This is a genomic window from Modicisalibacter luteus DSM 23508, assembly GCF_000378505.1.
In the GTDB taxonomy this organism is placed as follows: domain Bacteria; phylum Pseudomonadota; class Gammaproteobacteria; order Pseudomonadales; family Halomonadaceae; genus Modicisalibacter; species Modicisalibacter luteus.
Genome location: NZ_KB899990.1, coordinates 67,721 through 92,126, shown reverse-complemented (window position 1 = coordinate 92,126; position 24,406 = coordinate 67,721). Strand labels below are relative to the sequence as shown.

Here is a 24,406-nt window from a genome sequence, read left to right as displayed (position 1 = left end):
GAATCACCTCGGATTGTTGTTATGGCGCCTTTCACTCTAGGCCAGAACCAGCCGTTCCTGCCATGCTTGGTGTTGCTATTCCTCCAGCATGCCATGTTGCCAGAGCCTTATCAGGGCCGCGGGAGCCTGGGACTCATCAAAGGATAGCGTCCAGGTCGGCGACGTGGACGCATCTTCCTCCGTGATCTCGAGACAGAAGCGGCGCCGGTCGGCGCCACCTTCGATATCCAAGTATTGCCCAGCCTGCTCGAGCAAGCTCTGAATCCACTGACGCTGTTCCTCGGTGCATTGAGCGCATCGTATCCGGCGAGGCGACGCCAGGCCCGGAAAATGCGCAATGCCCCCCTCGCGTCGAATGAGCAGCACGCTATGCGGCCCCAGCCGGGGCGTAGACTGGCTCATGACAATACCCCCACGCCTCGCCAGGCATCACGGACAGCCCCCACCTCCCGACTGTGCCTACCGAAGCGCCGGTCGGCGTTATCTTCGGTCAACCGGGCAAAGGTGGCGAAATCACAGTCAGCTGTTAGCCGTGAGTCAAGCAGGGTGTCATACCAGATGCGCCCCGGCGCCTGCCACGCGTAGCCCCCCAGGGCCATCGCCACGAGATAGAAGGCATGATTGGGTATACCCGAGTTGATATGGACACCGCCATTGTCAGCCTGGGTTTCGACATAATCGCGCATGTGACCAGGCTGAGGATCGTGGCCAAGCACTGGGTCGTCATAGGCCGTTCCGGGCTCGGCCAGCGAACGCATGGCACGGCCATTGACCCGTTCAGTCAACAGGTCGGCACCGATCAACCAGTCGGCCTGAGCTGCCGTCCTGTTCAAGTAGTGCTGCCTGACCAGGCTGCCGAAGACATCGGAAAACGATTCGTTGAGCGCTCCGGACTGATAGGCATAAACCAGACCGGCTTCTCGTTCGGTCACGCCATGGGCCAGTTCGTGGGCAACCACGTCGAGCGAGGCGGTAAAGCGATGGAACAATTCGCCGTCACCATCGCCGAAGACCATCTGCGCCCCGTTCCAGAACGCGTTGTCATAATCCTGACCATAATGCACCGTGCCGATCAGCGGCATGCCCCGACCATCGATGGCATCGCGCGCGAACACTTCCCAGAAGAAGCGATAGGTCGCGCCCAGCCAACGGTAGGCCTCATCCACCGCAGGGTCGCCGATGGCTTCCTGCCCCTCTGCCCTTACCAGCCGGCCGGGCAACTCCAGGAGTTGATCGGCACTGTGAATATATCGCGCAGGCTGGCCGGGTATCGACCGCTCCAGCGGTGTTGGCAAGGTTTCAGCAATTCCCGGCCCACGCCGGTCGCGAAACGTCTGGTCGGTGGTCAGCGTGTGACGCGCCACATCCCGAAGCCGCTCGGTGCCATGAGCGGCAACACGCTCCAGCACATAGGGCGGCATGAAACCGTAACGACACGAACGGTGATGCAATAACGACATTCCAAGCCTCTCCTGGCGAACATTGCTATTTGCTGTTTGCCTGGCCTTAGTGTGGCTCAAGATCGGTCGTTCGTGTCACGCCCTGACATGTCCCAAGGCGCCAGGAACACGATGGCCTGACGTGCTGCCGGCCACATGACACTGCCGTGGTGCGTTCCGGGATAGACCTCGAAGCGCGTTTCCCATTGGGGGCGAAGCCGTTGAAGTACCCGGGCGGCCCGACCTGCGTTGTCCACCATGGCATGTGCCCGCTTGCGTTGGCCACGCGGTGTATCGGCCTCGCTTGGCGGCGGCGTTTGCTCGAGTTCTCCGACACCGATCAGGACATGGCGCCCAGCGACAACGCTCGGCGAATCAGGCTGTGACGCTAACGCCTCCAGTACCTGACCGTGCTGCCACCAGAGCGATGGACTGATGGCTATATAACGCTCGAAGCTCTGCGGCGCCGCCTGCAGCACGTGCATCACGAACAGCCCACCATAGGAATGACCCATCAGCGCTTCACGCGAGGTATCCACGGCAAAGCGCTCGGCCATGGCCGGCTTTAGGGTCTGCTCGATGAAGGCCAGGAAACGCTCTGCCCCGCCTTGCGCCGAGCCGTCCTCTGCCGGCCCGGAGGGTAGCGGCGTGTAATCGCGCGCGCGACGGGAAACGTCGAAACGTTCGGTGTCCGGGTAACCGATACCGACGATCAGCAGCGCGCTTCCCCTCCCGTAAGGCCCCTGCCGGGTCAGGGTATCCCGTGCCAGGTGCAATAGTGGAAAGCGCGCGTTGCCATCCAGCACATAAAGCACCGCATAGCCCTGTTCGGGGGCAGGCGTATCGGGCACCGAGACCTGAATAAGGTAATCGTCTCCGGTCTGGGGGGAATGCAACACGAACGCCTGGGTGCCCGGTAGGCTGACGGCGGTCGTGTCCTGACTGTGAGCCATGGCCGGTACCAGTAGAAGGCAGCAAAGCAGCAGAGTGAAAAACCGGGAGCGCGATGCGCGCTCCCGAGACAATCTAGAAGTCATAACGCAGTGAAGCCACGACGTTGGCTGGCTCACCCACCATGTTAAACGTCCCGGTACTGCCCACCCGGGTGTAGTAATCGCGATCGAAGACATTGTTTAAATTGACCTGCCCGGAAAGCTGGGACGTAAAATCGTAGCCCAGCATGGCATCGAATACGGCATATCCTGGCGCCTTGATGCCTTGGCTGGAACTGAAGTCGCTCATCGCCGTCACGCCACCGCCGACATGCCAGCCTTCCAGGGTACCGCCCTCGAAACCGTACTGTGTCCAGAGATTGAACAGATTACGGGGCATCAGCAGGAACGTCGCCGGCGTCTCTGCATTGTCCACGTCGGTTTCCATATAGGTGTAACCGGCGATCACATCCCAGCCAGGCAATGGTGAACCGACCACTTCGAGCTCAGCCCCTTGGATGCGACGCTCGCCGATGGCGGCACTGTAGGTCTCACCGGTCACGCCGGCAGCGGTGTTCTCATCATAGAGACGGAAGGCAGAGAGGCGAGCATTCAGGTCGCCGTCCAGGTAACTGCCCTTGATGCCGACCTCGTACTGCGTGCCTTCACGCGGCTCGAGCAGATCGCCATTGGCGTCATACTCAGTTTGCGGCTTGAACACCTCGGAGTAGCTCGTATAGAGCGAGTGATTCGGGTCGAGGTCGTAAACCGCGCCAGCGTAGCTCGTGAATTCATTATCGTCGCGCACATAATCGGTATCGGTGAGCTGGTTTTCCAGTTCGACTTCGTAGTCGCTGATCCGGCCACCAACGGTCAACGCCAGCGGAGCGACCGGCCGGAACGTCAACTTGGAGTAAAGCCCGGTTTCCTCAAGGGTTTCTCGTGTATCGGTAGAAAGGTAGTCAGCCAGAATATCGACGTAGGCAATATCGGCAAATGTATCGACGGTAGACGTGCCCAGGCGCGCCTTGGCTGCCAGCGTATCGGTCTCATAGCGCTTGTAATCGCTGCCGACCACAAACTCACTGACACTGCCCAGCGCCGCGAACGGTTGGCTGTAGCTGGCATCCATGGACAGGGCTTGCTGCTCTATGTCGCCCGCTGTGCCGGCGATGCTCACCACACCATCATCACTGACCGAGCCACCACCGAACGCGTAGTTGTAGTCAGCCTTACGGTCTGAATAACGCGCGGCGAAGCGTCCATAGCCGCCATTGGCAAAGCGGTGCGTCAGCTCGACCAGCGAGTCGTTGCTCTGCATGGTGAACGCGTTCCAGTCGGCACCGAAGAACGTGGAGCGGTCGGAGTACAGCAGGTCGCCATTCGTATCGGTAGCCTGACCGTTGTTGACCGTGATGTCCTTGACCTGGCGCAGGAAGGCCAGTGACAGCGTGGTAGCCTCATCAAGGTCGATATCGAGCGCCCCGTAGAAGGTCTGGTTCTCGTTGTCGTTATGGTCGACGAAACCCTCCGTGGCGCTATCGGACACCACGAGTCGACCACGCATACGCCCTTCGCTGTCGATCGGCCCAGCAATGTCGGACTCTAGGTAGCGCTGGTCCCAGCTACCGTAGCGGCCAATCACATGGCCCTGGAACTCGTCGGTAGGCCGCTTGCGGACCAGGTTGACGATGCCACCCATTTCGCTGGTGCTGTTGAACAGGCCCGACGGGCCACGCATCACTTCGACACGGTCGAACGCGGACAGCGTAGGCACCGTCCCGTTGATGCTCTGCATCGGAGCCGGTAAGCCATCGATATTGTATTCGTCGTACTCGTAGCCGCGCGCATAGATCGACGATCGCCCATCGTCGTTGTTGAGCACGCGCATGCCCGGCGTACGCTGCCCCAGCTCATCGAGGGTATCGAGATTCCGGTCCTCGATGGCATCGCGCGTGACGACCGTGATCGACTGGGGGATGTCGCGCAGCGCGGCGGGAATCTTGGTCCCGACGGTGGCGGCATCCACGTCGTACCCTTCGGTTTCCTCCGAGGGCAACATCTCGTAGAGCCGGTTACCTTCGACGGTAATCGTCGCGAGACGGTCATCGGCGATTCCCGACGCTGCATCCTGTGCCCAACCGCTGGGGGACACGCCCAACAGGAGGGTTCCGCCAATCGCCAAGGACAAGGGCGTTCTTTTGTATGCGTCACTCAATTTGATCGTTCCCATTTGCACCTGCCTGCTCAAGTGGCAATGATAATCTATTGCAACAACTACCAATGCCGAGCATTATTCCAGTTGCAGGATCGCTGTGCCTTTGCAGAAGCGGCAAAATGCTTTGTGAAATGGGCAAATGCCTAACCCTTCGGGAACCTTACTCATGCCTGCCATTCCCCCGCCGACGATCGACAAGCAACGGCTGCGTGCCTTGTCCTCCCCTCTCGTGGCGCAGCATGAGTTATACGCACCGGACTGGGACCAACGTGCGCCCTTGCTCGAAGGCAGCATGCGCATGATCCAGCCCCAACCCGGCATGTACGTCAGGTTGGCGGACGTCCGGGATCGCTACGATCTGATCAGCGAAGCCGAGCTCCCGCCTGGTATACGGCTAGCCTTGGTCCTCTCCGGCCAGGCACGGGTCAGGTTCGGGCATCATCAACTTACTCTGGGGCCTGATACTGCGGACGGCTCGATGACACAGGCCATGCTAGTTTCGCTGCAGGAAACCACTGGCTTCCAGCGCTTCGGCCGTGCTAATGGGCATGAGCGGACCCTGACGATCACACTGACGCCTGCATGGCTGCAGCGCTATCTGGCAGACCATATGGCCGGAAGAGCATGGCAGGATACGCTGGGCCAGCACTTGGCCCTAGTGACCTGGAGCCCCTCATACGTGGTGCGCGAGCTGGCACAGCGCCTCTTCGCGCCCCTCACGGAAACAGGGCCGCTACCCGAACTGAGCGAACGTCTGATTACTGAAGGTTGCGCTCTTGCCCTGATCGGGGAAGCTCTCTCAGGCCAGCATCCCCCGGTACGGGAACAGCGAGACCTTACCCGTCTTAGAGAAGACCGACGCTTGCAACGCCTACGCGCGATGATCGATACCGGGGAAGCCTACTGTCTGACTCAGGACGCTCTGGCCGAGCGGCTCGGCATGAGCCACAGCAGCCTGCAACGCCAGTTTCGGACACACTTCGGCATCAGTCTGGGGCGTTACCTGCGCGTGCGCCGCCTGCAAGCATCGCGCCAGGCCTTGTGTGAGAAAGGAGTCAGCGTGGAAGCGGCGGCGGCGCTGGCCGGTTACACCAGCGCCGCCAATTTCGCCACGGCATTCAAGCGTCAATTCGGCATATGCCCCAGCGCCTGTCGCCAGTAAGATACGTTGCCTTACTGCCTTGGCAGCAGCTCCGGCAATGGCGCTCGTAGAATCTCTTCTATCACGCCCAGTGACGCCACTTCGTCATCCAGCCGTAACTGGGCAGCCGGACTGATAACGGCGACCTGCCGCGGCTGCCCCTTGCTGTCCAGACGCTGTATCCAACCTTGCGCGCCACTCGAAAAGCGCACCAGGCTGCCGATCGGATAACGGCCGAAATAGCGAATATAGTGTTGTACCCATTCGCGATCGAACATGGCGGGCCGCCCCAGCATATGTCGATAGGTATCTTCCAGCGACCAAGCCGGACGATCCGGACGAGAGCGGGTCATGGCATCGACGACATCAACTACCATGGCCATCCGGGTCAGCTCCGTCAGCTTCGCGTCCTGCAAGCCGCCAGGATAGCCACTTCCGTCGAGGCGCTCGTTGATTTCCCCGACAATGCTCCGGATCACTTGGGGCGCCAGCCAGCGGCATGCTTCCAGCCTGGTGCGGATCAAAGCGACATGATCGTTTAGCTGGTCACGCATTGCAGCGTCGAACGATGGGCTATCGCGCAGCGCATCGTCCAGCAGAGCCTTGCCTAAATCATGCACCATGGCGGTAGCCACGATGGCCTTGAGAAGCTCCCGCGGGGCCCTGCGCGCCTTGGCCAGGTCGGCCAGGCGAATCGCCACAGCCAAGCCGTGCTGAACCAACGGAGGCTCATGGTGAAGACAGACACTGGCGAACACTAATGCCTCGCGGTCTTCCTCAAGCAGCCCCAGCAGCATGTCGCTGTAACGTGATAGCTGCGTGCTGTCCACGGAGCCGCCATTCTGCAATTGCACCATCTGGGCATTGAGGAAGTCCGCGATCTTGGCCAGACGGCGAGCCATCGGCGTGGCATAATCGGCACGCAGCCGGCGGGCAGGCGGTTCCTTCGATGTCGTCGGTGCAGCCCGGAACAGCTCCGAAGGGCCCAACGCCTTCTCTCCCTGCGTCGCCTTGCGCACCGCCTCGCGCTCGATTTCCTTGACAAGAAACCAGATCCAGCGCTCCAGCTTCGGCGACGGAACGTTGAACTCGCACCCCACCAGAGCACGTTGCCACTTCTCGTCGATGCGCACATGACGCACCACACCCTGTGCTGTCAGGCGCTGCCCACTGGGGAAAATTGCCTCCAGGCGTGCCAGTGACTGGTCGGACTTCAGCGCCGCCGCCTTGTTTAACGGCAATTGCACTAGGCAGCCGCCCAGCGAGAGGTTGATCAGCTCACCATGGATCACCTCTCTCTCGGCGTCGAGTTCCAGCTCCACCGCCACGGGCATGCCAGGGCCGAGTTCGGCGCGAAACGCGTTGCGCCTATGCCAGACATCGAGGCGCTGCGGATATGCACAGCTGAACCGCAGGCGCCCAGGCGTGCCGCTTAACGGCAATGCCGTGAGCGGCTCTGTCGACACCATGGCGCCATGCGCCTGTCCGGTCAGCTGAAATGGACGCTCGGCCATCAGCTCGCCAGCGATCTCAGGAGCGGCACTGATATCGAGTACCAAATGCCGATCCTCGATTACCTCGACGAGGAGCACCGATACCGGTGCCCCATGCTCTTCGAAGCTCAGCGACACACCGCCAGGCTGGCTCATCGCCTCCACCAGCTTGGCAATTTCCCCCGCATGCTCAACAGTCGAAGGCGACTCGTTCATCTCGCTCCCTACGCTACACGTTCGCTAAAACCAGGGGTCGATCCCGGGTCCCTTGTTCTGATCATCGTTATCGACTGGTCTAAACGTCTTTCAAGTCATCCAGATCACCCTGTCGGTAGCCGATCAGGTACAGCACGGCATCCAGACCCAGCGTAGAAATGGATTGGCGCGCCCGGCTACGGACCAGAGGCTTGGCCCGGTAGGCAATGCCCAGCCCAGCGGTGGCCAGCATCTTTAGATCGTTGGCACCGTCGCCTACGGCAATGGTCTGCTCCAGGCATAGCCCCTCGCGCTCGGTGATCTCTCGCAGCAGTGCCGCCTTGCGATCGGCATCGACAATCGGCTCCCGAACCTCACCGGTCACCTTACCATTTTCGATAACAAGCTCATTAGCATGTATTTCGTCAAAACCCAGACGTTCCTGAAGGTGGCGGGCAAAATAAGTGAATCCGCCAGAGAGTATCACCGTACGATAGCCCAGACGCTTGAGATGCTTCATCAGGCGTTCGACGCCATCCATTAGCGGTAACGACATGGCGATCTCGTTGAGCACACTCTCGTCGAGCCCGTTGAGCTTGCTCATTCGCTCGCGAAAGCTCTGCTGGAAATCCAACTCGCCGCGCATGGCTCGCTCGGTGATCGCCGCCACCTCGTCGTAGACGCCATGGCGACGCGCCAACTCGTCAATCACCTCGGCCTGGATCAGGGTCGAGTCCATATCGAAACAGACCAGACGACGGTGTCGGCGCCAGATGGAATCTTCCTGTATGGCGATATCCACGCCGTGCATGGCCCCCAGTGCCAAGGCCTTTTCGCGTAACGACTCGAGGTCGATCTCCTCGCCGCGCAGCCAACACTCGACACAGGCCCCATACTCGGGGGCTTCGCCATCCAGCGGTTCGCGACCGGACAGGCGATGAATCAGCTCAACGGTAAGGCCATGCTCGGCGGTCAATGCCCCCACCTCGGCAAGAATGCCGGCCGGCAGCCGAGGCGCCAGCAGTGTCAGAATCAGGCGCGGCTGTCCCGCCTGTGTGGTCCAGCGTTGATAGTCGTCAGCACTGACCTGGATGGCCTGGACATCGAGCCCCAGCTCATCACCAGCTTCGTTAAGGGTCGCTTCCAGCGCGGCATCCTCATCGAGACCAACCAAGGCCTCTAGCGACACGATGCCGAACGTCACGCTCTGATTGATGTCTAGCAGGCGTGCCCCACAGCGGGCCAATGCGCGTCCAAGGCCAGCCAGCTGGCCGGGGCGTGCCGTGCCGGTGGCACGAATCAGAATGCGTCGAGTCATGGAAATCTCGAATCAGAATGAATGGCAGCGGATCGTGACACTGAGCCACGATCCGTCGGGTAACCTATATTGAGCCGAAGCCCGAAGGTCAGGATTCTACCTCAAGCCGATCTACCTTCTGGAAGCCGCGCGGTAACTTGCTACCCCGCCGCCCGCGCTCACTCACGTAATAGTCGAGATCCGCCGGCTTGATGGTCAGCTTGCGCTTGCCGGCATGCACGACCAATGCAGCCCCTTCGGTCAGGATTTGCAGATCACGCACGAACTCCTCGCGGCGCGAAGCCCGCGTGCCGGGAATGTCGAGCATCTTGTTACCCTTGCCCTTGGTCATTTCGGGCAATTGATCAACATCGAACAGCAGTAGGCGGCCTTCGTTGGAGACCACCGCGACCTTTACGCCATCGACGCCAGGTACTGGTTGCGGTGGCAAAACATTGCATCCTTTGGGTACCGACAGTACTGCCTTCCCCGACTTGTTCTTGCCGATCAGCTCCTCTAGGCGGGCAACGAACCCGTAGCCGCCGTCAGAAGCCAGCAAGTAGCGAGTCTCGGGCGGCGCCAGCATCAACCCGACCATGTGTGCGCCAGCCGCAGGGTTGATCCGTCCGGTCACCGGCTCTCCCTGGCTACGTGCACTTGGCAGGTTGTGCGCGGCCAGCGTATAGGTGCGCCCACTGTCGTCGAGCAGCACCAACGGCTGGTTGGTCTTGCCACGTGCGGCCAGATGAAAGCGGTCCCCGGCCTTGAAGGCCAGCCCCGCAGGGTCGATCTCGTGGCCCTTGGCACTGCGAATCCAGCCTTTCTCCGAAAGCACCACGGTCACCGGGTCGGCCCCCATCAACTCGACTTCGGACAGCGCCTTGGCCTCTTCGCGCTCCACAATCGGTGAACGCCGGGAATCGCCATGCTCACGTGCCGCCTCGCGCAGTTCTTCCTCGATCAGGTCGGTCAGCGCCGCATCGTTGCCGAGCAACTCCTTGAGCCGCTTGCGTTCGGCTAGCAGCTCATCCTGCTCACCGCGAATCTTGAACTCTTCGAGTTTGGCCAGATGGCGCAAGCGTAGCTCGAGGATGGCCTCGGCCTGTCGTTCGGTAAGGCCGAAGGCCTCCATCAGGGCAGGCTTGGGTTCATCTTCCTCGCGGATGATGCGGATTACCTCGTCGATGTTGAGGTAGGCCGTGAGCAAGCCTTCTAGGATATGCAGCCGATCCTCGACCTTGCCCAAGCGGTGTTCCAGACGCCGGCGTACCGTGGCGCGCCGATAGGTCAACCACTCGCCGAGCATGTCGTTAAGCGGCATGACCCGTGGCCGGCCATCGAGTCCGATTATATTGAGGTTGGCACGGATGTTCTTCTCGAGGTCGGTGGTGGCGAACAGGTGCGCCATCAGCGATTCGATATCGACACGATTGGAGCGCGGCTCGATCACCAGCCGGGTCGGTGTCTCGTGGGTCGACTCATCACGCAGGTCGGAGACCATCGGCAGCTTCTTGGCCTGCATCTGCGCGGCGATCTGCTCGAGCACCTTGGAACCACTGACCTGATAAGGCAACGCCGTGATCACCACGCTGCCCTCTTCCAAGGTGTAACGCGCGCGCAGCTTGATCGAGCCACGCCCGCTCTCGTAGAGCTTGCGCAGGTCGCTGCGCGAGGTAATGATTTCTGCCTCGGTGGGGAAATCCGGCGCCGGCACGTACTTGACCAGATCGGTGACTGTCGCTTCGGGATGCCGCAGCAAATGGCAGGTCGCCTCGACAACCTCGTTCACGTTGTGCGGGGGGATATCGGTGGCCATGCCTACGGCGATCCCCGTAGCACCATTGAGTAGCACATGAGGCAGGCGTGCCGGCAGCACCGCCGGCTCGTTCATGGTGCCATCGAAGTTGGGCATCCAGTCGACGGTGCCCTGCCCCAGTTCGGTGAGCAAATTCTCGGAAAACTTGGAAAGCCGCGCCTCGGTATAACGCATTGCCGCGAACGACTTGGGATCGTCCGGGCTGCCCCAGTTACCCTGACCGTCGATCAGCGGATAACGATAGCTGAACGACTGCGCCATCAGCACCATGGCTTCGTAGCAGGCGCTATCCCCGTGGGGATGGAACTTACCCAGCACGTCGCCAACGGTACGTGCCGACTTCTTGTACTTGGCATTGGCGGTCAGCGACAGCTCGCGCATGGCGTAGATGATGCGTCGCTGGACCGGCTTCATGCCGTCGCCAATGTGTGGCAACGCACGGTCGAGAATCACGTACATCGAATAGTCGAGGTACGCCTTTTCAGTATATTCGCGGAGCGACAGGCGTTCGACGTCGCCTTCCGCTACCTGGATATCCATGGTCATTCAACGACCCCTTACACTTCGATGTCGGCGAGGTTGCCGTAATCTTCGAGCCAGCTCTTACGATCGGCTGAGCGCTTCTTGGCCAGCAGCATGTCCAGCATCTCGCTGGTGCCGTCGCCCTCGATCCGAGTCAGTTGCACCAGACGTCGTGTATCCACCGCCATGGTCGTCTCGCGCAGTTGCAACGGGCTCATTTCACCGAGGCCCTTGAAGCGCTGAACATTTGGCGTACCGCGTTTGCCCTCGAGACGCTTGAGAATCGCGGCCTTCTCGCTCTCATCGAGGGCGTAGTGCACCTCCTTGCCGAGGTCAATGCGATACAGTGGCGGCATGGCGACATAAACATGCCCAGCGTCGACCAGCGCGGGAAAGTGGCGCACGAACAGTGCACACAGTAGTGTGGCGATGTGCAGGCCGTCGGAGTCGGCATCAGCGAGGATACAGATCTTGTGGTAGCGCAGCTTGGACAGATCATCGCTGGCCGGATCGGTGCCGATGGCCACGGCAATGTCATGCACTTCCTGGGAACTGTAAATGTCGTGGGAATCGACCTCCCAGGTATTTAATATCTTGCCACGCAGCGGCAGGATGGCCTGGGTCTCACGGTCGCGTGCCTGCTTGGCACTGCCGCCCGCGGAGTCGCCCTCGACCAGGAACAGCTCGCTAGAGATAGGGTCCTGCCCCGAGCAATCGGCAAGCTTGCCGGGCAGTGCCGGCCCGGCAGTGACCTTCTTGCGGGCAACCTTCTTGGCGCTCTTCTGGCGTCGCTGAGCAGCGCTGATGACCATCTCGGCCAGCGCCTCGGCCTGATCGACGTGGTGATTGAGCCACAACGAGAAGGCGTCCTTGACCACGCCGGAGACAAACCCTGCCACGGTCCGTGACGACAGTCGCTCCTTGGTCTGACCGGCGAACTGCGGATCGAGCATTTTCACGGAGAGCACGAAGGAGACGCGCTCCCACAAGTCATCGGGCGTGAGCTTGACACCCCGAGGCAGCAGGCTACGGTAATCGCAGAACTCACGCAGGGCCTCGAGCAGCCCCGAGCGCAAGCCGTTGACGTGCGTGCCGCCCAGCGGTGTGGGAATCAGGTTTACGTAGCTTTCCATCAATGGCTCACCGCCTTCCGGCAGCCACTGGATCGCCCAATCCGCGGCCTGCTCGTCATCGGCAAAGTGGCCGATGAATGGCGATGGCGGCAAGACCTCGTAACCGTCGGTGGCCTGGGCCAAATAGTCGCGCAGGCCATCCTCATACTGCCAGGTGCTTTGGGTGCCGTCAGTCTCGGTCAATACCACCTTGAGCCCAGGGCACAGTACTGCCTTGGCACGCAGCAGGTGCTTGAGGCGCGGCAACGACAGTTTGGGTGAATCGAAGTACTCCACCTCGGGCCAGAAGCGCACTACCGTTCCTGCTGCCCGCTTGGGGCAAGTACCGATGACGGCCAGCTCCTCGACCTTCGCGCCCTTCTCGAAGGCAATGGCGTGGCGCTGACCGTCACGGCACACCTCGACCTCCAACCGCCGTGACAATGCGTTGACGACCGAGACGCCAACCCCATGCAGGCCACCGGAAAAACGGTAGCTGGACTGCGAGAACTTGCCGCCCGCATGCAGCTTGGTAAGAATCAACTCGACCCCCGACAAGCCGTGCTCGGGATGGAGGTCGATGGGCATGCCACGCCCGTCGTCGGTCACCTCGATGCCGCCGTCGTCGAGCAGGCGCACCTGGATCTCGCGGGCATGCCCGGCCAAGGCTTCGTCGACACTGTTGTCGATGACTTCCTGGGCCAGGTGGTTAGGACGGGTCGTGTCGGTATACATGCCGGGGCGCTTGCGCACCGGCTCAAGGCCGGAAAGGACCTCGATCGAAGTGGCGCTATATTGCGTCATGTGTTGTCCATGATGCTGTATTTGTCTCAGGAAGCGGTGCCAGACACCTCGTCGATGGCAGATGGTACATCGTCCAGCCGATGACCGCCGTGGGCCAGCACAGCGGGCAGAAACTCACGCAGACGACTGAAGCCGTGATCGCCATCGGGCACTATGAGCGTGCGGCTACCAGCATATGCCTGGAAGGCGTCATGGCAGTCAAGCGTCTCATCGGCTGTGCCGAGCAGCAGCAGATAGCGCTGTGGCGTCAGGATCGCCGGAGTCAGAGCCTTCAGCTCGTCCCGGTGAGATGCCTCGATCATGAAGCGCTCTCCGGTATAGTCATTGACTAAAGCCATGCCCAGCCACTCGCTGACCAACCGGGCCGGTTCGACGGCCGGGTTGATCACCACAGCCTGCAGCGCGAACCGCTCCGCCAGGCAAGTCGCCAGAAAGCCGCCCATTGAGCTGCCTACCAGCAGCGTTTTCTCTCCCATCGTACTCAACAGGCCTTCGGCCAGGTCATAGGCTGCCTGGGGATGGTGTGGCAACTGTGGCGTACGGCAGGCCAATGGCCTGCCGCGATGACTGATGTGTGCACAGACGGCGCGCATCAACCTGGCCTTGGGCGACTCGCTACCGCTGTTGAACCCATGCAAGTAGAGCACGCCATCGACGGGCGTTGCTCCCGACGGCAGGTTCAGCATACCTCAAACCCTGGACAAATAAACAGCATCAATAGTCACTTTCCCGCCATACCGCTTCGATCAGGCCACGGCTGGAATCGTCCAGCGATTCGATACCTTCGTGCGAGGTGAGGATCTGCTCGGTCTGGGTGGCGATTTTCTTGCCCAACTCGACCCCCCACTGGTCGAAGGGATTGATATCCCAGATCGTCGCCTGTACGAACACCTTGTGCTCATAGAGCGCGACCAATGCGCCCAGTGTTTCCGGTGTCAGCCGGTCGAGCAGCAGCGTAGTCGAGGGCTGGTTGCCACGATAACGCTTGTGGCTGGGTCGCGGACCGTCATCTTCGATGGCGTCGTCACCGAGCATCAGTACCCGTGACTGGGCGAAGCAGTTAGCCAGGGTCAGGCGATGCTGGCCCTTGAGGTGTTTGCGGGTTGCCTCGTCCTCGACACGATCGTAACGACGGATGGGCGCGATGAAATCGCACTCGACGGGCTGCGTCCCCTGGTGCAGCAACTGGTAGAAGGCGTGCTGGGCATTAGGCCCCAGCTGCCCCCAAAGCACCGGACAGGTGGAGTAGGTGACGCTGCGGCCTTCATTGGTGACCGATTTGCCATTGGATTCCATCTCCAGCTGCTCAAGATAGCTGGCAAAGTATTCCAGCCGCCCGTCGTAGGGCAGGATCGAGTGGGCGCGAATGTCGAGGAAATTGACGTTCCAGATCCCCGCCAGAGCCAGCAATACCGGCAGATTGTTTTCCAGTTCCGCAGTAGCGAAATGACGGTCCATGGCATGCGCCCCGTCGAGTAACGCACGGAAATTGTCCATGCCCACCGCCAAGGCAATCGGTAGACCGATGGCGCCCCACAACGAATAGCGGCCACCGACCCATTCCCAGAACTCCAACTGGTTGCATTCGCTGATGCCCCAGTCGCTCATCTTTTCGGGACTGGCGGAGACACCGATGAAGTGTTGCCGCATCACCAGGCCGTTGGTGTCGTTGCCGTCGGCCAGATGTGAGAACAGCCAGTCGCGGGCGGTCCGTGCGTTGGACAGGGTATCGATAGTGGTGAAAGACTTCGACGAGATAACGAACAAGGTGGTCTCGGGGTTGAGACGCAACAGGTAGTCGGCAAGTTGCGAGCCGTCCATGGTCGAAGCGAAGTGCACCTCCACCGGATGTACGTCGCGCGGACGATAGTCGGCCAAGGCATGGGTCACCATCAGCGGCCCCAAGTCCGAGCCCCCGACCCCGAGGTTGACCACGTCGGTGATCGCCCGGCCGGTTGCCCCCCGCCACTGCCCGGCCTGGAACTTGGCCACCATGGTTGCCATGCGATCCAATGTGCGGTGTACGCTAGGCACGACATCCTTGCCATCTACCTCCAGCTTGGCATCTGCCGGTAGGCGCAGCGCAGTATGCAGCGCAGGACGATCCTCGGACAGGTTGACACGCTCTCCGGAAAGCAGCCGATTGATCGCCGACGGAACATCAGCGGCTCGTGCCAGATCGAGCAGCATGTCCAGTGTCTCGTCCCGCCAGCGCTGTTTGGACAGATCGAGCATCATGCCCGCGGCCCGCCGGGTATAGCATTCATGCCGTCCGTCCTGCTCCTGGAAAAGATCCTTGAGATGGACTTCGCGCATGGCTTCGGCATGCTTGCTCAATGCCCGCCAGGCTTGCTGCTGATCGATCGGTTCACGTGCTGTCATCGGCTGTCTCTCCTTGAGCTCGGGTGGGTCCATCCTGGCCTGCGGGTGCAAGCCCGGCTGAGGGCGCGTAAAATGACTTTTTGCGCCAAGATCGCGCCTCATAGAACGTTTACGAATATCATGAATGATCCATCTTACCGTGACGCGATCTTTACGACACCCCTGGATCGTGTCGCGTCGTTCTCCTTCGATGAACAGGTCGTGGCCTGCTTCCCTGACATGATTCGCCGTTCGGTGCCGGGTTACGGACAGATTCTCGGCATGCTCGGCGTCCTGGCCGAACGTCACTTGCGTCACGGCGGTCATGTTTACGATCTCGGCTGCTCTCTGGGTGCCGTGGGTCTGGCCTTGGCCGGCCGGTTGCCGCCGGAGGCCTTCAGCCTGACCGGCGTCGACCTGTCGCCCGCCATGGTCAGTCAAGCACGCGCCCTGCTGGCCGAAGAGTGTCCCGAGCATCGTATCGATATCGTTGAGGGCGACATCCGCCAAGTCGAGTACCGACCGGCCAGCATGATCGTGCTCAACTTCACCCTGCAATTCCTTTCTCCAAGCGATCGCGACGGCGTGATTGCGCAGCTCTACGAGGCCTTGGAACCGGGTGGCGTGCTGGTATTGTCGGAAAAGATTGTTGCCGCCGATGAACAGGAAAATGCCTGGCTGGTGGAACGCTACCACGATTTCAAGCGCGCCAATGGCTACAGCGACCTTGAAATCAGCCAGAAGCGCACGGCGCTGGAGAACGTGCTGATTCCCGACACGCTGGAGGCTCACCATGCCCGATTGACGGATGCGGGCTTCAGCCGAGTGACAACCTGGTTCCAGTACCTCAATTTCGCTTCGATGATTGCCTTCAAGGACGCCTGACGCATGCCTTTTCCCGATGATGCCCAGCAGGCGCTCTATCACGCCTTCGTGGATCATGGCCTGACGCGTTGGCTGGCTCGCCTGCCCGAGCAACTGGCCAACGGTCTTGATCGCAAGCGTTACGGTGACCTGCCTGCCTGGGAAAAGGCCGTGGCCAAGCTACCCCCACTGCCTGAAGCCCGTAAGGTTTTTCTCGACCACGACCGGGTCACTGTCGACGTCGCCCTCAGCGACGCTCAGCGTCGCCAATCGGAGAACCTGCTGCGCAAGCTGATGCCGTGGCGCAAGGGTCCGTTCACTCTGGGCGGCATCGATATCGACACCGAATGGCGCTCGGACTGGAAGTGGCAGCGTGTTGCTCCGCATCTTGCTCCGCTGACCGGGCGCAAGGTACTCGACGTGGGCGGGGGCAGTGGCTATCACGCCTGGCGCATGGCCGGTGCCGGCGCCGCCTTCGTGCTGGTGATCGATCCTTCGCCGCGCTTCTACTACCAGTTCCAGGCGGTCCGGTATTTCGTCGGCGAGGCGGATGGTGGGCGTACGCATTTCCTGCCGGTGGGCATCGAGGATGTGCCCGACGCCCTGGAGGCCTTCGACACGGTATTCTCGATGGGTGTGCTCTATCACCGTCCGTCGCCACTCGATCATCTGTTGCAACTCAAGGGCGCACTGCGACCCGGCGGGGAGCTGGTCCTGGAGACACTGGTCGTCGAAGGCGACAGCAACACTGTATTCATGCCCGGTGAACGCTACGCTGCGATGCCCAACGTCTACTTCCTGCCTTCATCGGCAGCTCTGAAGCACTGGCTGGAGCGCTGCGGCTTCAGTAACGTACGCGTCGTCGACGAAGCCATGACCACGCTCGATGAACAGCATGCAACCGACTGGATGACTTTCCAGTCACTAGCCGATTTTCTTGATCCCGAGGACCGCACCCTAACCATCGAAGGCTATCCGGCTCCACGGCGCGCCGTGATCATCGCCGACAAGCCCTGAAACGCATCGACCCGCCAGTTGGCGGGTCGAACAGTGAAGTCGCGGAAGCTTACTCTACGGTTGCCGTGTCGGCTTCACGCATCATGGCATCGAATGCCATACCGGCCTTGGTCAGCACAGTAACCGACTGAACGTCACCACCCGTGTCATGATCGCGCGTAGCGGCATACTTGACTGCCTCAACCGCACTTCTGCCATGATCAATGGCCGCCAGGGCCCATTTCCAACCGGTACCGTAGGCGACCGGGCCGGACACCGGCATTCTGACCAGACGATCGAACATCTCGAACACTCCGTCCGGGCCGGCAATGATCATCTCGATGCGTGTTACATGCGGTTTGGCATTGCGCGGCGCACCGGCATTCAGCCATTCCATGACTTCCCACCATCCCTGTTGCTCGCCGGCGAAGGCCACCCACTCGCCGCTGTTGAGTTTGAAGAGCTTCTGCGCATGGTTGTACGTCGAGCCATTGACGCTAATCAGCGAATCCGTCGCCAGTGTCGTTCCGTCCCATACGATGGTAGTCATCTACATACCTCTAGTTATAAGAATGGCCTGCTGCTCCGACCTTCCTCGCTTGCCTGGCGTTACGATAAAGATAAAAAAAGGAAGGATTCGTCAACAATAATGCCGTTTTGTTTCCGCCCTCATTGCTGAAATAACGTTCTCCCTGTCCTCCTAATCCAACCTTTGGCCCAATAGACAACGGGCCCCACCGATTACTCGACAGGGCCCGCAGGATTTCGTTTCAAGCAGGCGTTACTTGCTCAGCAGCTCGCGTACGTCCTTGGCTTCCCAATGCGGGAAATACTTGCGCACCAGCGCATTGAGCTCGACCTCGAAGGCCTGCCAGTCGACCTCGTTGGTCTGTGCCCCCTGCCCATCGGCCACACCACGGATCATCCCGGCCCCCACGGTGACGTTGGTCAGCCGGTCAATGACGATGAAACTGCCCGTGCCCGGGCTGGTGCGGTAGTCGTCCACCGGTACCGGCGCGGTGAGCTCGACCCGGCAGCGGCCAATGGCGTTCAGCCCCAGCCGTTCAGCGGCATGCTGCTCCAGGGTGTTGACGTCGATCTGGTAATCGATGGCGCTGACCTGACCCGCCAGATCGCGGGTGGCAAGCTTGAGATCATAGAGCTTGCCCGGCGCGAGCGCGTCCTCGTGCATCCACACGATGTCGGCGGTGAAGGCATTCGACAGTGGCACCTCGGCATCCGCCGCCACCAGCCAGTCGCCGCGCGAGATGTCGATCTCGTCCTGCAGGGTCACGGTGATCGCCTGGCCTGGGTAAGCGGCGTCCAGGTCACCGTCGAAGGTGACGATGCGCTCGACCGTGGAGGCCTTGCCCGAAGGCAGCGCCTTGACCGCCTGGCCGGGACGCAGGATACCGGCGGCCAGCGTGCCGCAGTAGCCGCGGAAGTCCAGGTTCGGGCGGTTGACGTACTGCACCGGCAGGCGCAGGTCGGCGAGATTCTGGTCGCGACTGATCTCGACGCCTTCCAGCAGCTCGAGCAGCGGCGGCCCGTCATACCACGGTGTATGCTCGCTGCGGTTGACGACGTTGTCGCCTTCCAGGGCCGACATCGGCACGAAGCGAATATCACGGGCATCGAGCTTTTCGGCGAAGGCGCGGTACTCGGCGACGATCTCGTCGAAGCGATCCTGCGAGAAGCCGACCAGGTCCATCTTGTTGACCGCGATCACCAAGTGCTGGATGCCCAGCAGGTCGGCGATGAAGCTGTGCCGGCGGGTCTGGGTCTGCACGCCGTGGCGGGCGTCGATCAGGATCACCGCCAGGCTGGCCGTGGAGGCGCCGGTGGCCATGTTGCGGGTGTACTGCTCGTGCCCCGGAGTATCGGCGATGATGAACTTGCGCTTGTCGGTGGAAAAGAAGCGGTAGGCGACATCAATGGTGATGCCCTGCTCGCGCTCCGACTGCAGCCCGTCGACCAGCAATGCCAGGTCGACCTTGTCGCCGGTGGTGCCGCTCTTCTTCGAGTCGCGAGTGATCGCCGCCAACTGATCCTCGTAGATCATCTTCGAGTCGTGCAGCAGCCGCCCGATCAGGGTCGACTTGCCGTCATCGACGCTGCCGCAAGTGATGAAGCGCAGCAGATCCTTGTTCTCGTGCTCGTGCAGGTACTGCTCGATGTTTTCAGCGATCAGATTCGATTGGTGTGACATTAGAAATATCCCTCACGCTTCTTGCGCTCCATCGAGCCCGCCTGGTCATGATCGATGGCCCGGCCACTGCGCTCACTGGTGCGGGTCAGCAGCATTTCCTGAATGATCTCCGGCAGCGTGGCGGCCTTCGATTCCACTGCCCCGGTCAACGGATAGCAACCCAACGTGCGGAAGCGCACCCACTTTTCTTCCGGCACCTCGCCGTCTTCCAGCGGCAGACGCTCGTCATCGACCATGATCTGCATGCCGTCACGCTCGACCACCGGGCGCGGTGCGGCGTAGTACAGCGGCACGATGGGGATCGACTCGAGATAGATGTACTGCCAGATGTCCAGCTCGGTCCAGTTGGAGAGCGGGAACACGCGGATCGACTCACCCTTGTTGACCTTGGCGTTGTAGATGCTCCACAGCTCGGGACGCTGGTTCTTGGGGTCCCAGCGGTGGTAGCGGTCACGGAACGAGTAGACACGCTCCTTGGCCCGCGAGGCCTCTTCGTCGCGACGAGCCCCGCCGAAGGCGGCATCGAAACCATATTTGTCCAGCGCCTGCTTGAGCGACTGGGTCTTCATGATGTCGGTGTACTTGGCGCTGCCGTGCTCGAACGGGTTGATGTTCGCAGCGCGGCCTTCCTCGTTGATGTGCTCGATCAGCTCCATCCCGGCCTCCGCGGCCATGCGATCGCGGAACTCGATCATCTCGCGGAACTTCCAGGTCGTGTTGACGTGCATCAGCGGGAACGGCGGCGTGCCCGGGTAGAAGGCCTTGCGCGCCAAGTGCAGCATCACCGAGGAGTCCTTGCCGATGGAATACAGCATCACCGGATTGCGGAACTCGGCGGCGACTTCACGAATGATGTGGATCGACTCCGCCTCGAGCTGCTTGAGGTGGGTCTGGCGTTCAGGAGAAAGCATTGCGCTTGCAACCTCTCAATGACAACGGCGCCTTAACATGACAAGACGCCTCGAAAACGTGGTCAGCGTTGGCGCCCAAGGCGCGACCGCTGGTCATGGAGGCTACGTTACCGACCTTGCAACGATAACGTCAAAGAATTAAGAACTATTCTTTAAGCATTACAAGCTATAACGAGATCCAGTTTCTCACACATATTACAGATCGACGCGTTCAACCCAGGTCGCAAGACGGTCCCCTTCCAGATCGACGACGCGCAAGCCGGGCCGTGAGGCCTCGTCAATGGCGAAATCAGGCGATCCCCCTAGAAACTGATCAGACGTCGATGGGCAACCGTAAATGGCAATCTCGCCGATTGGCGAGGCATGACGCGTCGCAAAGGCCTGATGGGTATGACCGAAGAGGATACCTCTCACCTGGCCGTAGGCCGCCAGGGTCTGCCACAGCGCCTCGCGATCTACCAGGCCAATGGCATCCATCCACTCCGACCCGACTTCGATTGGTGGATGATGCATGGCCAGCAGGGTTGGCCGGTCATCTTCTTCCAGGCGCCATGCCAGCTCTTGAATCTGTGCCTGGCCAAGTTCGCCATGTACCTGTCCAGGCACCTGCGTATCGAGGACAAGTAACCGCCAGTGATCGAGGTCAACCTCATTATGGATCTCGCGCAGCTCCGCCATGAGCTGCGACCGGTCATGGTTGCCAGGAAACCAGAACCACGGGCAGTCGAAGCCGGAAAAAGCCTCGAAGGCATGGCGGTACGAGGCCGGCGTCTCATCCTGGCTGACATCCCCCGTCACTAGTACGACATCAGGGCGCAGTGCACGCGCTCTCTCCAGCACGGCACGCAGCTGACGTAGCGGAAATCCCTTGCGGGACTGTGCATCGGGATTGGCATGAAGATGACAATCGGTGATCTGAACCAGCCGCATCAAGCCATGGCTCCGTAGGACGTCAGTGTCATGGGTCAACGCAGCTCCTGAAGAGCGGCATGGCCATGGGCAAGCCCGTGATCCAGCCACTCACCGAGAAAACGATTGAGCTGTAGTTTCTCGTCAGGCTGGTGCATGCGCGGATTGGGGTAGCGATAGCGACCGCTGAAATGGCGTTGCCGCTGAAAATCGGTGACTTCGGCCATGCGCACGTCATGATAGAGATGCACGAGCATGCGCGGCGTGTCGACAATACCATCGAGCACACCGGTCTGACAGACACGGACGATGGTGGTATAGGGCGCACGCTCGACGACCTCGAGCCATAGCGTACCGAAACGCACAGAGTTGCCGGAGAGTGGCACTTCTCGTACATCGCCCGCTTCCAATGAGCCCAGCAGCCGGGTCATGCGCACGTAGTTGGCTGTGCACTCCGCCTGCAGGCTCTTGAGATCGGTTACATAAGCGGTTCTTGCCACAGACTATCTCCTTGCTCGCAATGATGCCCGTTCGCGTGCCAACCAGTAAAACGCGATCAGGCACATGGCGTTGTCGAGTCGTCCGGCGTCGAGAAGTTCCCAAGCACGTGCAAAAGGTATCACATGGACAAGGATATCCTCATTTTCGTCATCCAGCCCATGCACGCCGCCCAGGCCACGGGAATCCACCAGCCCCAGGAACAAGGTGACCTGTTCGTCGCAGGCGCCCGGGCTGGGGTAATAGGTATGCAGCTCGATCAGCTCCTGGATGGCGCAGCCAGCTTCCTCGCTGGCTTCCCGGCGCGCCACGTCCGCCGGGTCCTCGCCCGGCTCAATCAACCCGGCCACTGGTTCCAACTTCCAAGGGCTACGGGGATCGTCGAGCGCACCGGCGCGTATCTGCTCGACCAGAACGACGCTGTCCCGCTCCACATCATAGAGCAGAACACCCACGGCATCGCGACGAACGTGGACTTCACGCGTTATCACATTGCTCCAACCACCCTGGAACAGGCGATGGCGTAGTTGGCGCTTCTCGAGGCGAAAGAAACCTTGGTGAAGCGCTTCCGTTTCCACCCGTTCGACATCGGCACGACCAAAGTGTGGTGTGTTGTGCAAAGTCTCCTCTGCCATGGCAGCCTCCCTGGCGTTCGTCGATCAGCGTACCGGTACCGTACGCACAATCGCTCATTATCCCGGCCCACTTAACGGATTCCAACCACGGCAGAAGTTTCCGCGCCCACTGACCGTGAAACGGACTATCCCAGCTTAGCAGCCAATGCCCTTGCTTCTTCCGGCAATTTTTAATCGCATACCGCCTCGCCGGCCAAGAAGACCGCGTAGTAGTAGTTGACGTCGATACCCGCCGGACGCACCGTTAGTGCCTGACGGAACATGGCAACTCCTTGAAGTACGTTATGATTGTTTGTCGTCTGCCGGCGTCTTTCGCCTCGCGGTTTCGGCAGCCCCGGGAGAATGTAACGAACGTTTGAATTATTTGCTATCCAAGAGAACCAGTCGACAATGAAAGGCCGCAACATGACGCGCTGGCGGGATCCGGCCAAGGATCCACGCCAGGAGAAGAAGAGCAACCTGATCACACCGCAGGGCTATGCGCGACTCAAGGGCATTCACGATCACTTGTCGCGGGTACGTCGCCCCGAAATCTCCGCCAAGGTTGGCGAAGCCGCCGCGCTCGGCGATCGCAGCGAAAATGCCGATTACACCTACAACAAGAAAGAGCTCAACCGAGTCATTGCGCGCATCCGCTACCTGGGCAAGCGGCTCGATGAGCTGCAGGTGGTCGACAGATTGCCGGCCGACACCGGTCGCGTCTATTTTGGCGCCTTCGTCACCCTGGAGGACGAAGATGGCGAGGAGATGCGCATTCGCATCGTTGGCCACGACGAGACCGATACCAGTAAGCGCTGGATCAGCGTTGACGCCCCCTTGGCCCGAGCCCTGCTCGGCAAGGCTCTCGACGACGACGTGACAGTCGCCGCGCCGGGCGGAGAAACCACCTACGTCATCACCGACATCGATTATCGTGAACCGCAGTAACCAGGCCCTGCGTATTACCGCATAATGGTGTGATAGACCCGAAATCGCCGATTGTCGGCCAACACCGTGAACGATCCAAAGGCGGACTCGAGCAGGTCGGGATAGGGTAGAAAAGCATTGGCCACCAACGTAAGGCTGCCCCCGGACACCAGCCGTCGGGGCGCTTCACGAATCAGCCGTGCGGCCGGCCCGTAATCGATGTCCCGCTCCTGGTGAAATGGCGGATTGCTGACGATAGCTGCAAAGCGCTCGCTGTCCGGCAGCCCCGAATAGACATCGCCCTGTACCACCCTGCCTTCAAGTTGATTGGCCTGGAGTGTGCGTCTTGCCGCTTCCACGGCGAAGGCATTAATGTCCGTGGCGGTCACCTTCGCTCCCCGCCTGGCCAGACTGGCAGCAATGACCCCATCGCCGCATCCCACGTCGATCACACCCTGCTCGGCAGCACCCGACAGGTTCGGCAGATGCTCAAGCAACAGGCGCGTTCCCTCATCGAGCTTGCCATGCCCGAACACGCCGGGATGGCTGACCAGTCGCAGGCCCAACGCCTCGAAAGTCGACCACACCTCATCCGGCGAGACCGGCACCGGGGCTGTCGTTGTTTCCAGCAACAGACAGCGCCTGGCATTGTCGACCTTACGGCACCCCAGACCCAACGCGGCCAGAACCTTCAGAGCCCGCTTGATCCCGCCCTGGTTTTCGCCAACCACCTGGAGCCGAGTCTCTGCCGGCAAGTAGGTGCACAATGCGAGCACCCACCATTCTCCCAAGGCATGCGACTTGGGCCAGAACAGTACTGCGCCCGGCACATTGTCAGGTTCCGGCATCAAGGTACCGAACACCTCTCGCCCACGTTCACGCCATGCCTGACAGACACCCAGATCGGCGCTCCACACCCGCCCTTGGCCACTCTCCAACCAAGGATCATGAGGCGGCGCGACCCACAACCAACCCCGGTAATCCGCGTCCTGCCGCTCAAGCAACTGACAAGCGGGGGTGACAGCCCTCATGATCGGTTACCTAGAAAATTCATACTTCCCCTATGACCCAAACCAAGCGTTACAATGAAACAATATGTAACACAAACGAAATTGCGGTTAGGAATGACAGTACTCGCCTGAGGGATC

At 60.8% G+C, this 24,406-nt stretch carries 21 protein-coding genes; 4 read left to right on the top strand and 17 right to left on the bottom strand.

Annotated features, from left to right (window positions below; translation table 11 throughout):
- Positions 1–75 precede the first annotated feature (75 nt).
- The 4 genes from F568_RS22045 to F568_RS0103055 form a co-directional block, all read right to left on the bottom strand.
- Positions 76–402: a protealysin inhibitor emfourin gene (locus F568_RS22045; RefSeq protein ID WP_019017232.1), complete on the bottom strand. Its 327-nt coding sequence runs from the start codon at positions 400–402 to the stop codon at positions 76–78.
- Positions 399–1,460, bottom strand: coding sequence for a M4 family metallopeptidase (locus F568_RS0103065; RefSeq protein ID WP_019017231.1), 1,062 nt, complete (start codon positions 1,458–1,460; stop codon positions 399–401). Before F568_RS0103065 ends, F568_RS22045 begins: the two co-directional genes overlap by 4 nt.
- Before the next feature lie 56 nt (positions 1,461–1,516).
- Positions 1,517–2,392: an alpha/beta hydrolase gene (locus tag F568_RS22040; RefSeq protein WP_019017230.1), complete on the bottom strand. Its 876-nt coding sequence runs from the start codon at positions 2,390–2,392 to the stop codon at positions 1,517–1,519.
- 73 nt (positions 2,393–2,465) lie between these two features.
- A complete protein-coding gene (locus tag F568_RS0103055) occupies positions 2,466–4,604 on the bottom strand; it encodes a TonB-dependent siderophore receptor (protein WP_026300298.1) in 2,139 nt (712 codons plus the stop codon).
- Between the two features lie 151 nt (positions 4,605–4,755).
- Here F568_RS0103055 and F568_RS22035 point away from each other — a divergent pair, with 151 nt between their 5' ends.
- The gene (locus F568_RS22035) at positions 4,756–5,751 is read left to right on the top strand and encodes a helix-turn-helix transcriptional regulator (protein WP_019017228.1); all 996 of its coding nucleotides are present in this window, start codon (positions 4,756–4,758) and stop codon (positions 5,749–5,751) included.
- A gap of 11 nt (positions 5,752–5,762) precedes the next feature.
- Here F568_RS22035 and F568_RS0103045 read toward each other — a convergent pair whose 3' ends face one another.
- From F568_RS0103045 to pgi, 6 genes are all read right to left on the bottom strand, one after another.
- The gene (locus tag F568_RS0103045; protein WP_019017227.1) at positions 5,763–7,439 is read right to left on the bottom strand and encodes a PilZ domain-containing protein; all 1,677 of its coding nucleotides are present in this window, start codon (positions 7,437–7,439) and stop codon (positions 5,763–5,765) included.
- Between the two features lie 79 nt (positions 7,440–7,518).
- Complete coding sequence (gene serB, locus F568_RS0103040) at positions 7,519–8,736, bottom strand: phosphoserine phosphatase SerB (protein ID WP_019017226.1); 1,218 nt, start codon at positions 8,734–8,736, stop codon at positions 7,519–7,521.
- A gap of 88 nt (positions 8,737–8,824) precedes the next feature.
- Entirely contained in the window at positions 8,825–11,077 is a 2,253-nt protein-coding gene (parC, locus tag F568_RS0103035) for a DNA topoisomerase IV subunit A (protein ID WP_019017225.1), read from the bottom strand.
- An 11-nt stretch (positions 11,078–11,088) separates the two neighbouring features.
- The gene (parE, locus tag F568_RS0103030; protein WP_019017224.1) at positions 11,089–12,969 is read right to left on the bottom strand and encodes a DNA topoisomerase IV subunit B; all 1,881 of its coding nucleotides are present in this window, start codon (positions 12,967–12,969) and stop codon (positions 11,089–11,091) included.
- Positions 12,970–12,995: 26 nt separating this feature from the next.
- Positions 12,996–13,655, bottom strand: a complete 660-nt coding sequence (locus F568_RS0103025) for a YqiA/YcfP family alpha/beta fold hydrolase (RefSeq protein ID WP_019017223.1) — start codon at positions 13,653–13,655, stop codon at positions 12,996–12,998.
- A gap of 28 nt (positions 13,656–13,683) precedes the next feature.
- Positions 13,684–15,351: a glucose-6-phosphate isomerase gene (gene pgi / locus F568_RS0103020; RefSeq protein ID WP_019017222.1), complete on the bottom strand. Its 1,668-nt coding sequence runs from the start codon at positions 15,349–15,351 to the stop codon at positions 13,684–13,686.
- A 120-nt stretch (positions 15,352–15,471) separates the two neighbouring features.
- On the opposite strand from pgi, the gene cmoA reads away from it, so the two are divergent.
- A complete protein-coding gene (gene cmoA / locus F568_RS0103015; RefSeq protein ID WP_019017221.1) occupies positions 15,472–16,215 on the top strand; it encodes a carboxy-S-adenosyl-L-methionine synthase CmoA in 744 nt (247 codons plus the stop codon).
- Positions 16,216–16,218: 3 nt separating this feature from the next.
- On the top strand, positions 16,219–17,211 hold the full coding sequence (gene cmoB / locus F568_RS0103010) for a tRNA 5-methoxyuridine(34)/uridine 5-oxyacetic acid(34) synthase CmoB (protein WP_019017220.1): 993 nt from the start codon (positions 16,219–16,221) through the stop codon (positions 17,209–17,211).
- A gap of 49 nt (positions 17,212–17,260) precedes the next feature.
- Here cmoB and F568_RS0103005 read toward each other — a convergent pair whose 3' ends face one another.
- The 6 genes from F568_RS0103005 to F568_RS0102980 form a co-directional block, all read right to left on the bottom strand.
- Complete coding sequence (locus tag F568_RS0103005) at positions 17,261–17,740, bottom strand: hypothetical protein (RefSeq protein ID WP_019017219.1); 480 nt, start codon at positions 17,738–17,740, stop codon at positions 17,261–17,263.
- 231 nt (positions 17,741–17,971) lie between these two features.
- Positions 17,972–19,399 (bottom strand): sulfate adenylyltransferase subunit CysN, encoded by a 1,428-nt coding sequence (gene cysN / locus F568_RS0103000; protein ID WP_019017218.1) that lies wholly within the window; start codon positions 19,397–19,399, stop codon positions 17,972–17,974.
- Positions 19,399–20,310: a sulfate adenylyltransferase subunit CysD gene (gene cysD, locus F568_RS0102995; protein WP_019017217.1), complete on the bottom strand. Its 912-nt coding sequence runs from the start codon at positions 20,308–20,310 to the stop codon at positions 19,399–19,401. The genes cysN and cysD overlap by 1 nt, the downstream gene beginning before the upstream one ends.
- Positions 20,311–20,505: 195 nt before the next feature.
- Positions 20,506–21,240, bottom strand: coding sequence for a phosphodiesterase (locus F568_RS0102990; RefSeq protein ID WP_026300297.1), 735 nt, complete (start codon positions 21,238–21,240; stop codon positions 20,506–20,508).
- Positions 21,241–21,275: 35 nt separating this feature from the next.
- A complete protein-coding gene (locus F568_RS0102985) occupies positions 21,276–21,719 on the bottom strand; it encodes a DUF1249 domain-containing protein (RefSeq protein WP_019017215.1) in 444 nt (147 codons plus the stop codon).
- Positions 21,720–21,722: 3 nt separating this feature from the next.
- Positions 21,723–22,352: an NUDIX domain-containing protein gene (locus F568_RS0102980; protein ID WP_019017214.1), complete on the bottom strand. Its 630-nt coding sequence runs from the start codon at positions 22,350–22,352 to the stop codon at positions 21,723–21,725.
- A gap of 390 nt (positions 22,353–22,742) precedes the next feature.
- On the opposite strand from F568_RS0102980, the gene greB reads away from it, so the two are divergent.
- Positions 22,743–23,279, top strand: coding sequence for a transcription elongation factor GreB (greB, locus tag F568_RS0102970; RefSeq protein ID WP_019017212.1), 537 nt, complete (start codon positions 22,743–22,745; stop codon positions 23,277–23,279).
- A gap of 14 nt (positions 23,280–23,293) precedes the next feature.
- Here the strand turns inward: greB and F568_RS0102965 are convergent, their stop codons facing one another.
- Complete coding sequence (locus F568_RS0102965; protein ID WP_026300295.1) at positions 23,294–24,289, bottom strand: methyltransferase; 996 nt, start codon at positions 24,287–24,289, stop codon at positions 23,294–23,296.
- Positions 24,290–24,406 lie beyond the last annotated feature (117 nt).

What these genes read in the sequence shown, in the direction of transcription:
- F568_RS22045 (WP_019017232.1), bottom strand. Translation starts at nt 402, where the DNA reads ATGAGCCAGTCTACGCCCCGGCTGGGGCCGCATAGCGTGCTGCTCATT.
- F568_RS0103065 (WP_019017231.1), bottom strand. Translation starts at nt 1,460, where the DNA reads ATGTCGTTATTGCATCACCGTTCGTGTCGTTACGGTTTCATGCCGCCC.
- F568_RS22040 (WP_019017230.1), bottom strand. Translation starts at nt 2,392, where the DNA reads ATGGCTCACAGTCAGGACACGACCGCCGTCAGCCTACCGGGCACCCAG.
- F568_RS0103055 (WP_026300298.1), bottom strand. Translation starts at nt 4,604, where the DNA reads ATGGGAACGATCAAATTGAGTGACGCATACAAAAGAACGCCCTTGTCC.
- F568_RS22035 (WP_019017228.1), top strand. Translation starts at nt 4,756, where the DNA reads ATGCCTGCCATTCCCCCGCCGACGATCGACAAGCAACGGCTGCGTGCC.
- F568_RS0103045 (WP_019017227.1), bottom strand. Translation starts at nt 7,439, where the DNA reads ATGAACGAGTCGCCTTCGACTGTTGAGCATGCGGGGGAAATTGCCAAG.
- serB (WP_019017226.1), bottom strand. Translation starts at nt 8,736, where the DNA reads ATGACTCGACGCATTCTGATTCGTGCCACCGGCACGGCACGCCCCGGC.
- parC (WP_019017225.1), bottom strand. Translation starts at nt 11,077, where the DNA reads ATGACCATGGATATCCAGGTAGCGGAAGGCGACGTCGAACGCCTGTCG.
- parE (WP_019017224.1), bottom strand. Translation starts at nt 12,969, where the DNA reads ATGACGCAATATAGCGCCACTTCGATCGAGGTCCTTTCCGGCCTTGAG.
- F568_RS0103025 (WP_019017223.1), bottom strand. Translation starts at nt 13,655, where the DNA reads ATGCTGAACCTGCCGTCGGGAGCAACGCCCGTCGATGGCGTGCTCTAC.
- pgi (WP_019017222.1), bottom strand. Translation starts at nt 15,351, where the DNA reads ATGACAGCACGTGAACCGATCGATCAGCAGCAAGCCTGGCGGGCATTG.
- cmoA (WP_019017221.1), top strand. Translation starts at nt 15,472, where the DNA reads ATGAATGATCCATCTTACCGTGACGCGATCTTTACGACACCCCTGGAT.
- cmoB (WP_019017220.1), top strand. Translation starts at nt 16,219, where the DNA reads ATGCCTTTTCCCGATGATGCCCAGCAGGCGCTCTATCACGCCTTCGTG.
- F568_RS0103005 (WP_019017219.1), bottom strand. Translation starts at nt 17,740, where the DNA reads ATGACTACCATCGTATGGGACGGAACGACACTGGCGACGGATTCGCTG.
- cysN (WP_019017218.1), bottom strand. Translation starts at nt 19,399, where the DNA reads ATGTCACACCAATCGAATCTGATCGCTGAAAACATCGAGCAGTACCTG.
- cysD (WP_019017217.1), bottom strand. Translation starts at nt 20,310, where the DNA reads ATGCTTTCTCCTGAACGCCAGACCCACCTCAAGCAGCTCGAGGCGGAG.
- F568_RS0102990 (WP_026300297.1), bottom strand. Translation starts at nt 21,240, where the DNA reads ATGCGGCTGGTTCAGATCACCGATTGTCATCTTCATGCCAATCCCGAT.
- F568_RS0102980 (WP_019017214.1), bottom strand. Translation starts at nt 22,352, where the DNA reads ATGGCAGAGGAGACTTTGCACAACACACCACACTTTGGTCGTGCCGAT.
- greB (WP_019017212.1), top strand. Translation starts at nt 22,743, where the DNA reads ATGAAAGGCCGCAACATGACGCGCTGGCGGGATCCGGCCAAGGATCCA.
- F568_RS0102965 (WP_026300295.1), bottom strand. Translation starts at nt 24,289, where the DNA reads ATGAGGGCTGTCACCCCCGCTTGTCAGTTGCTTGAGCGGCAGGACGCG.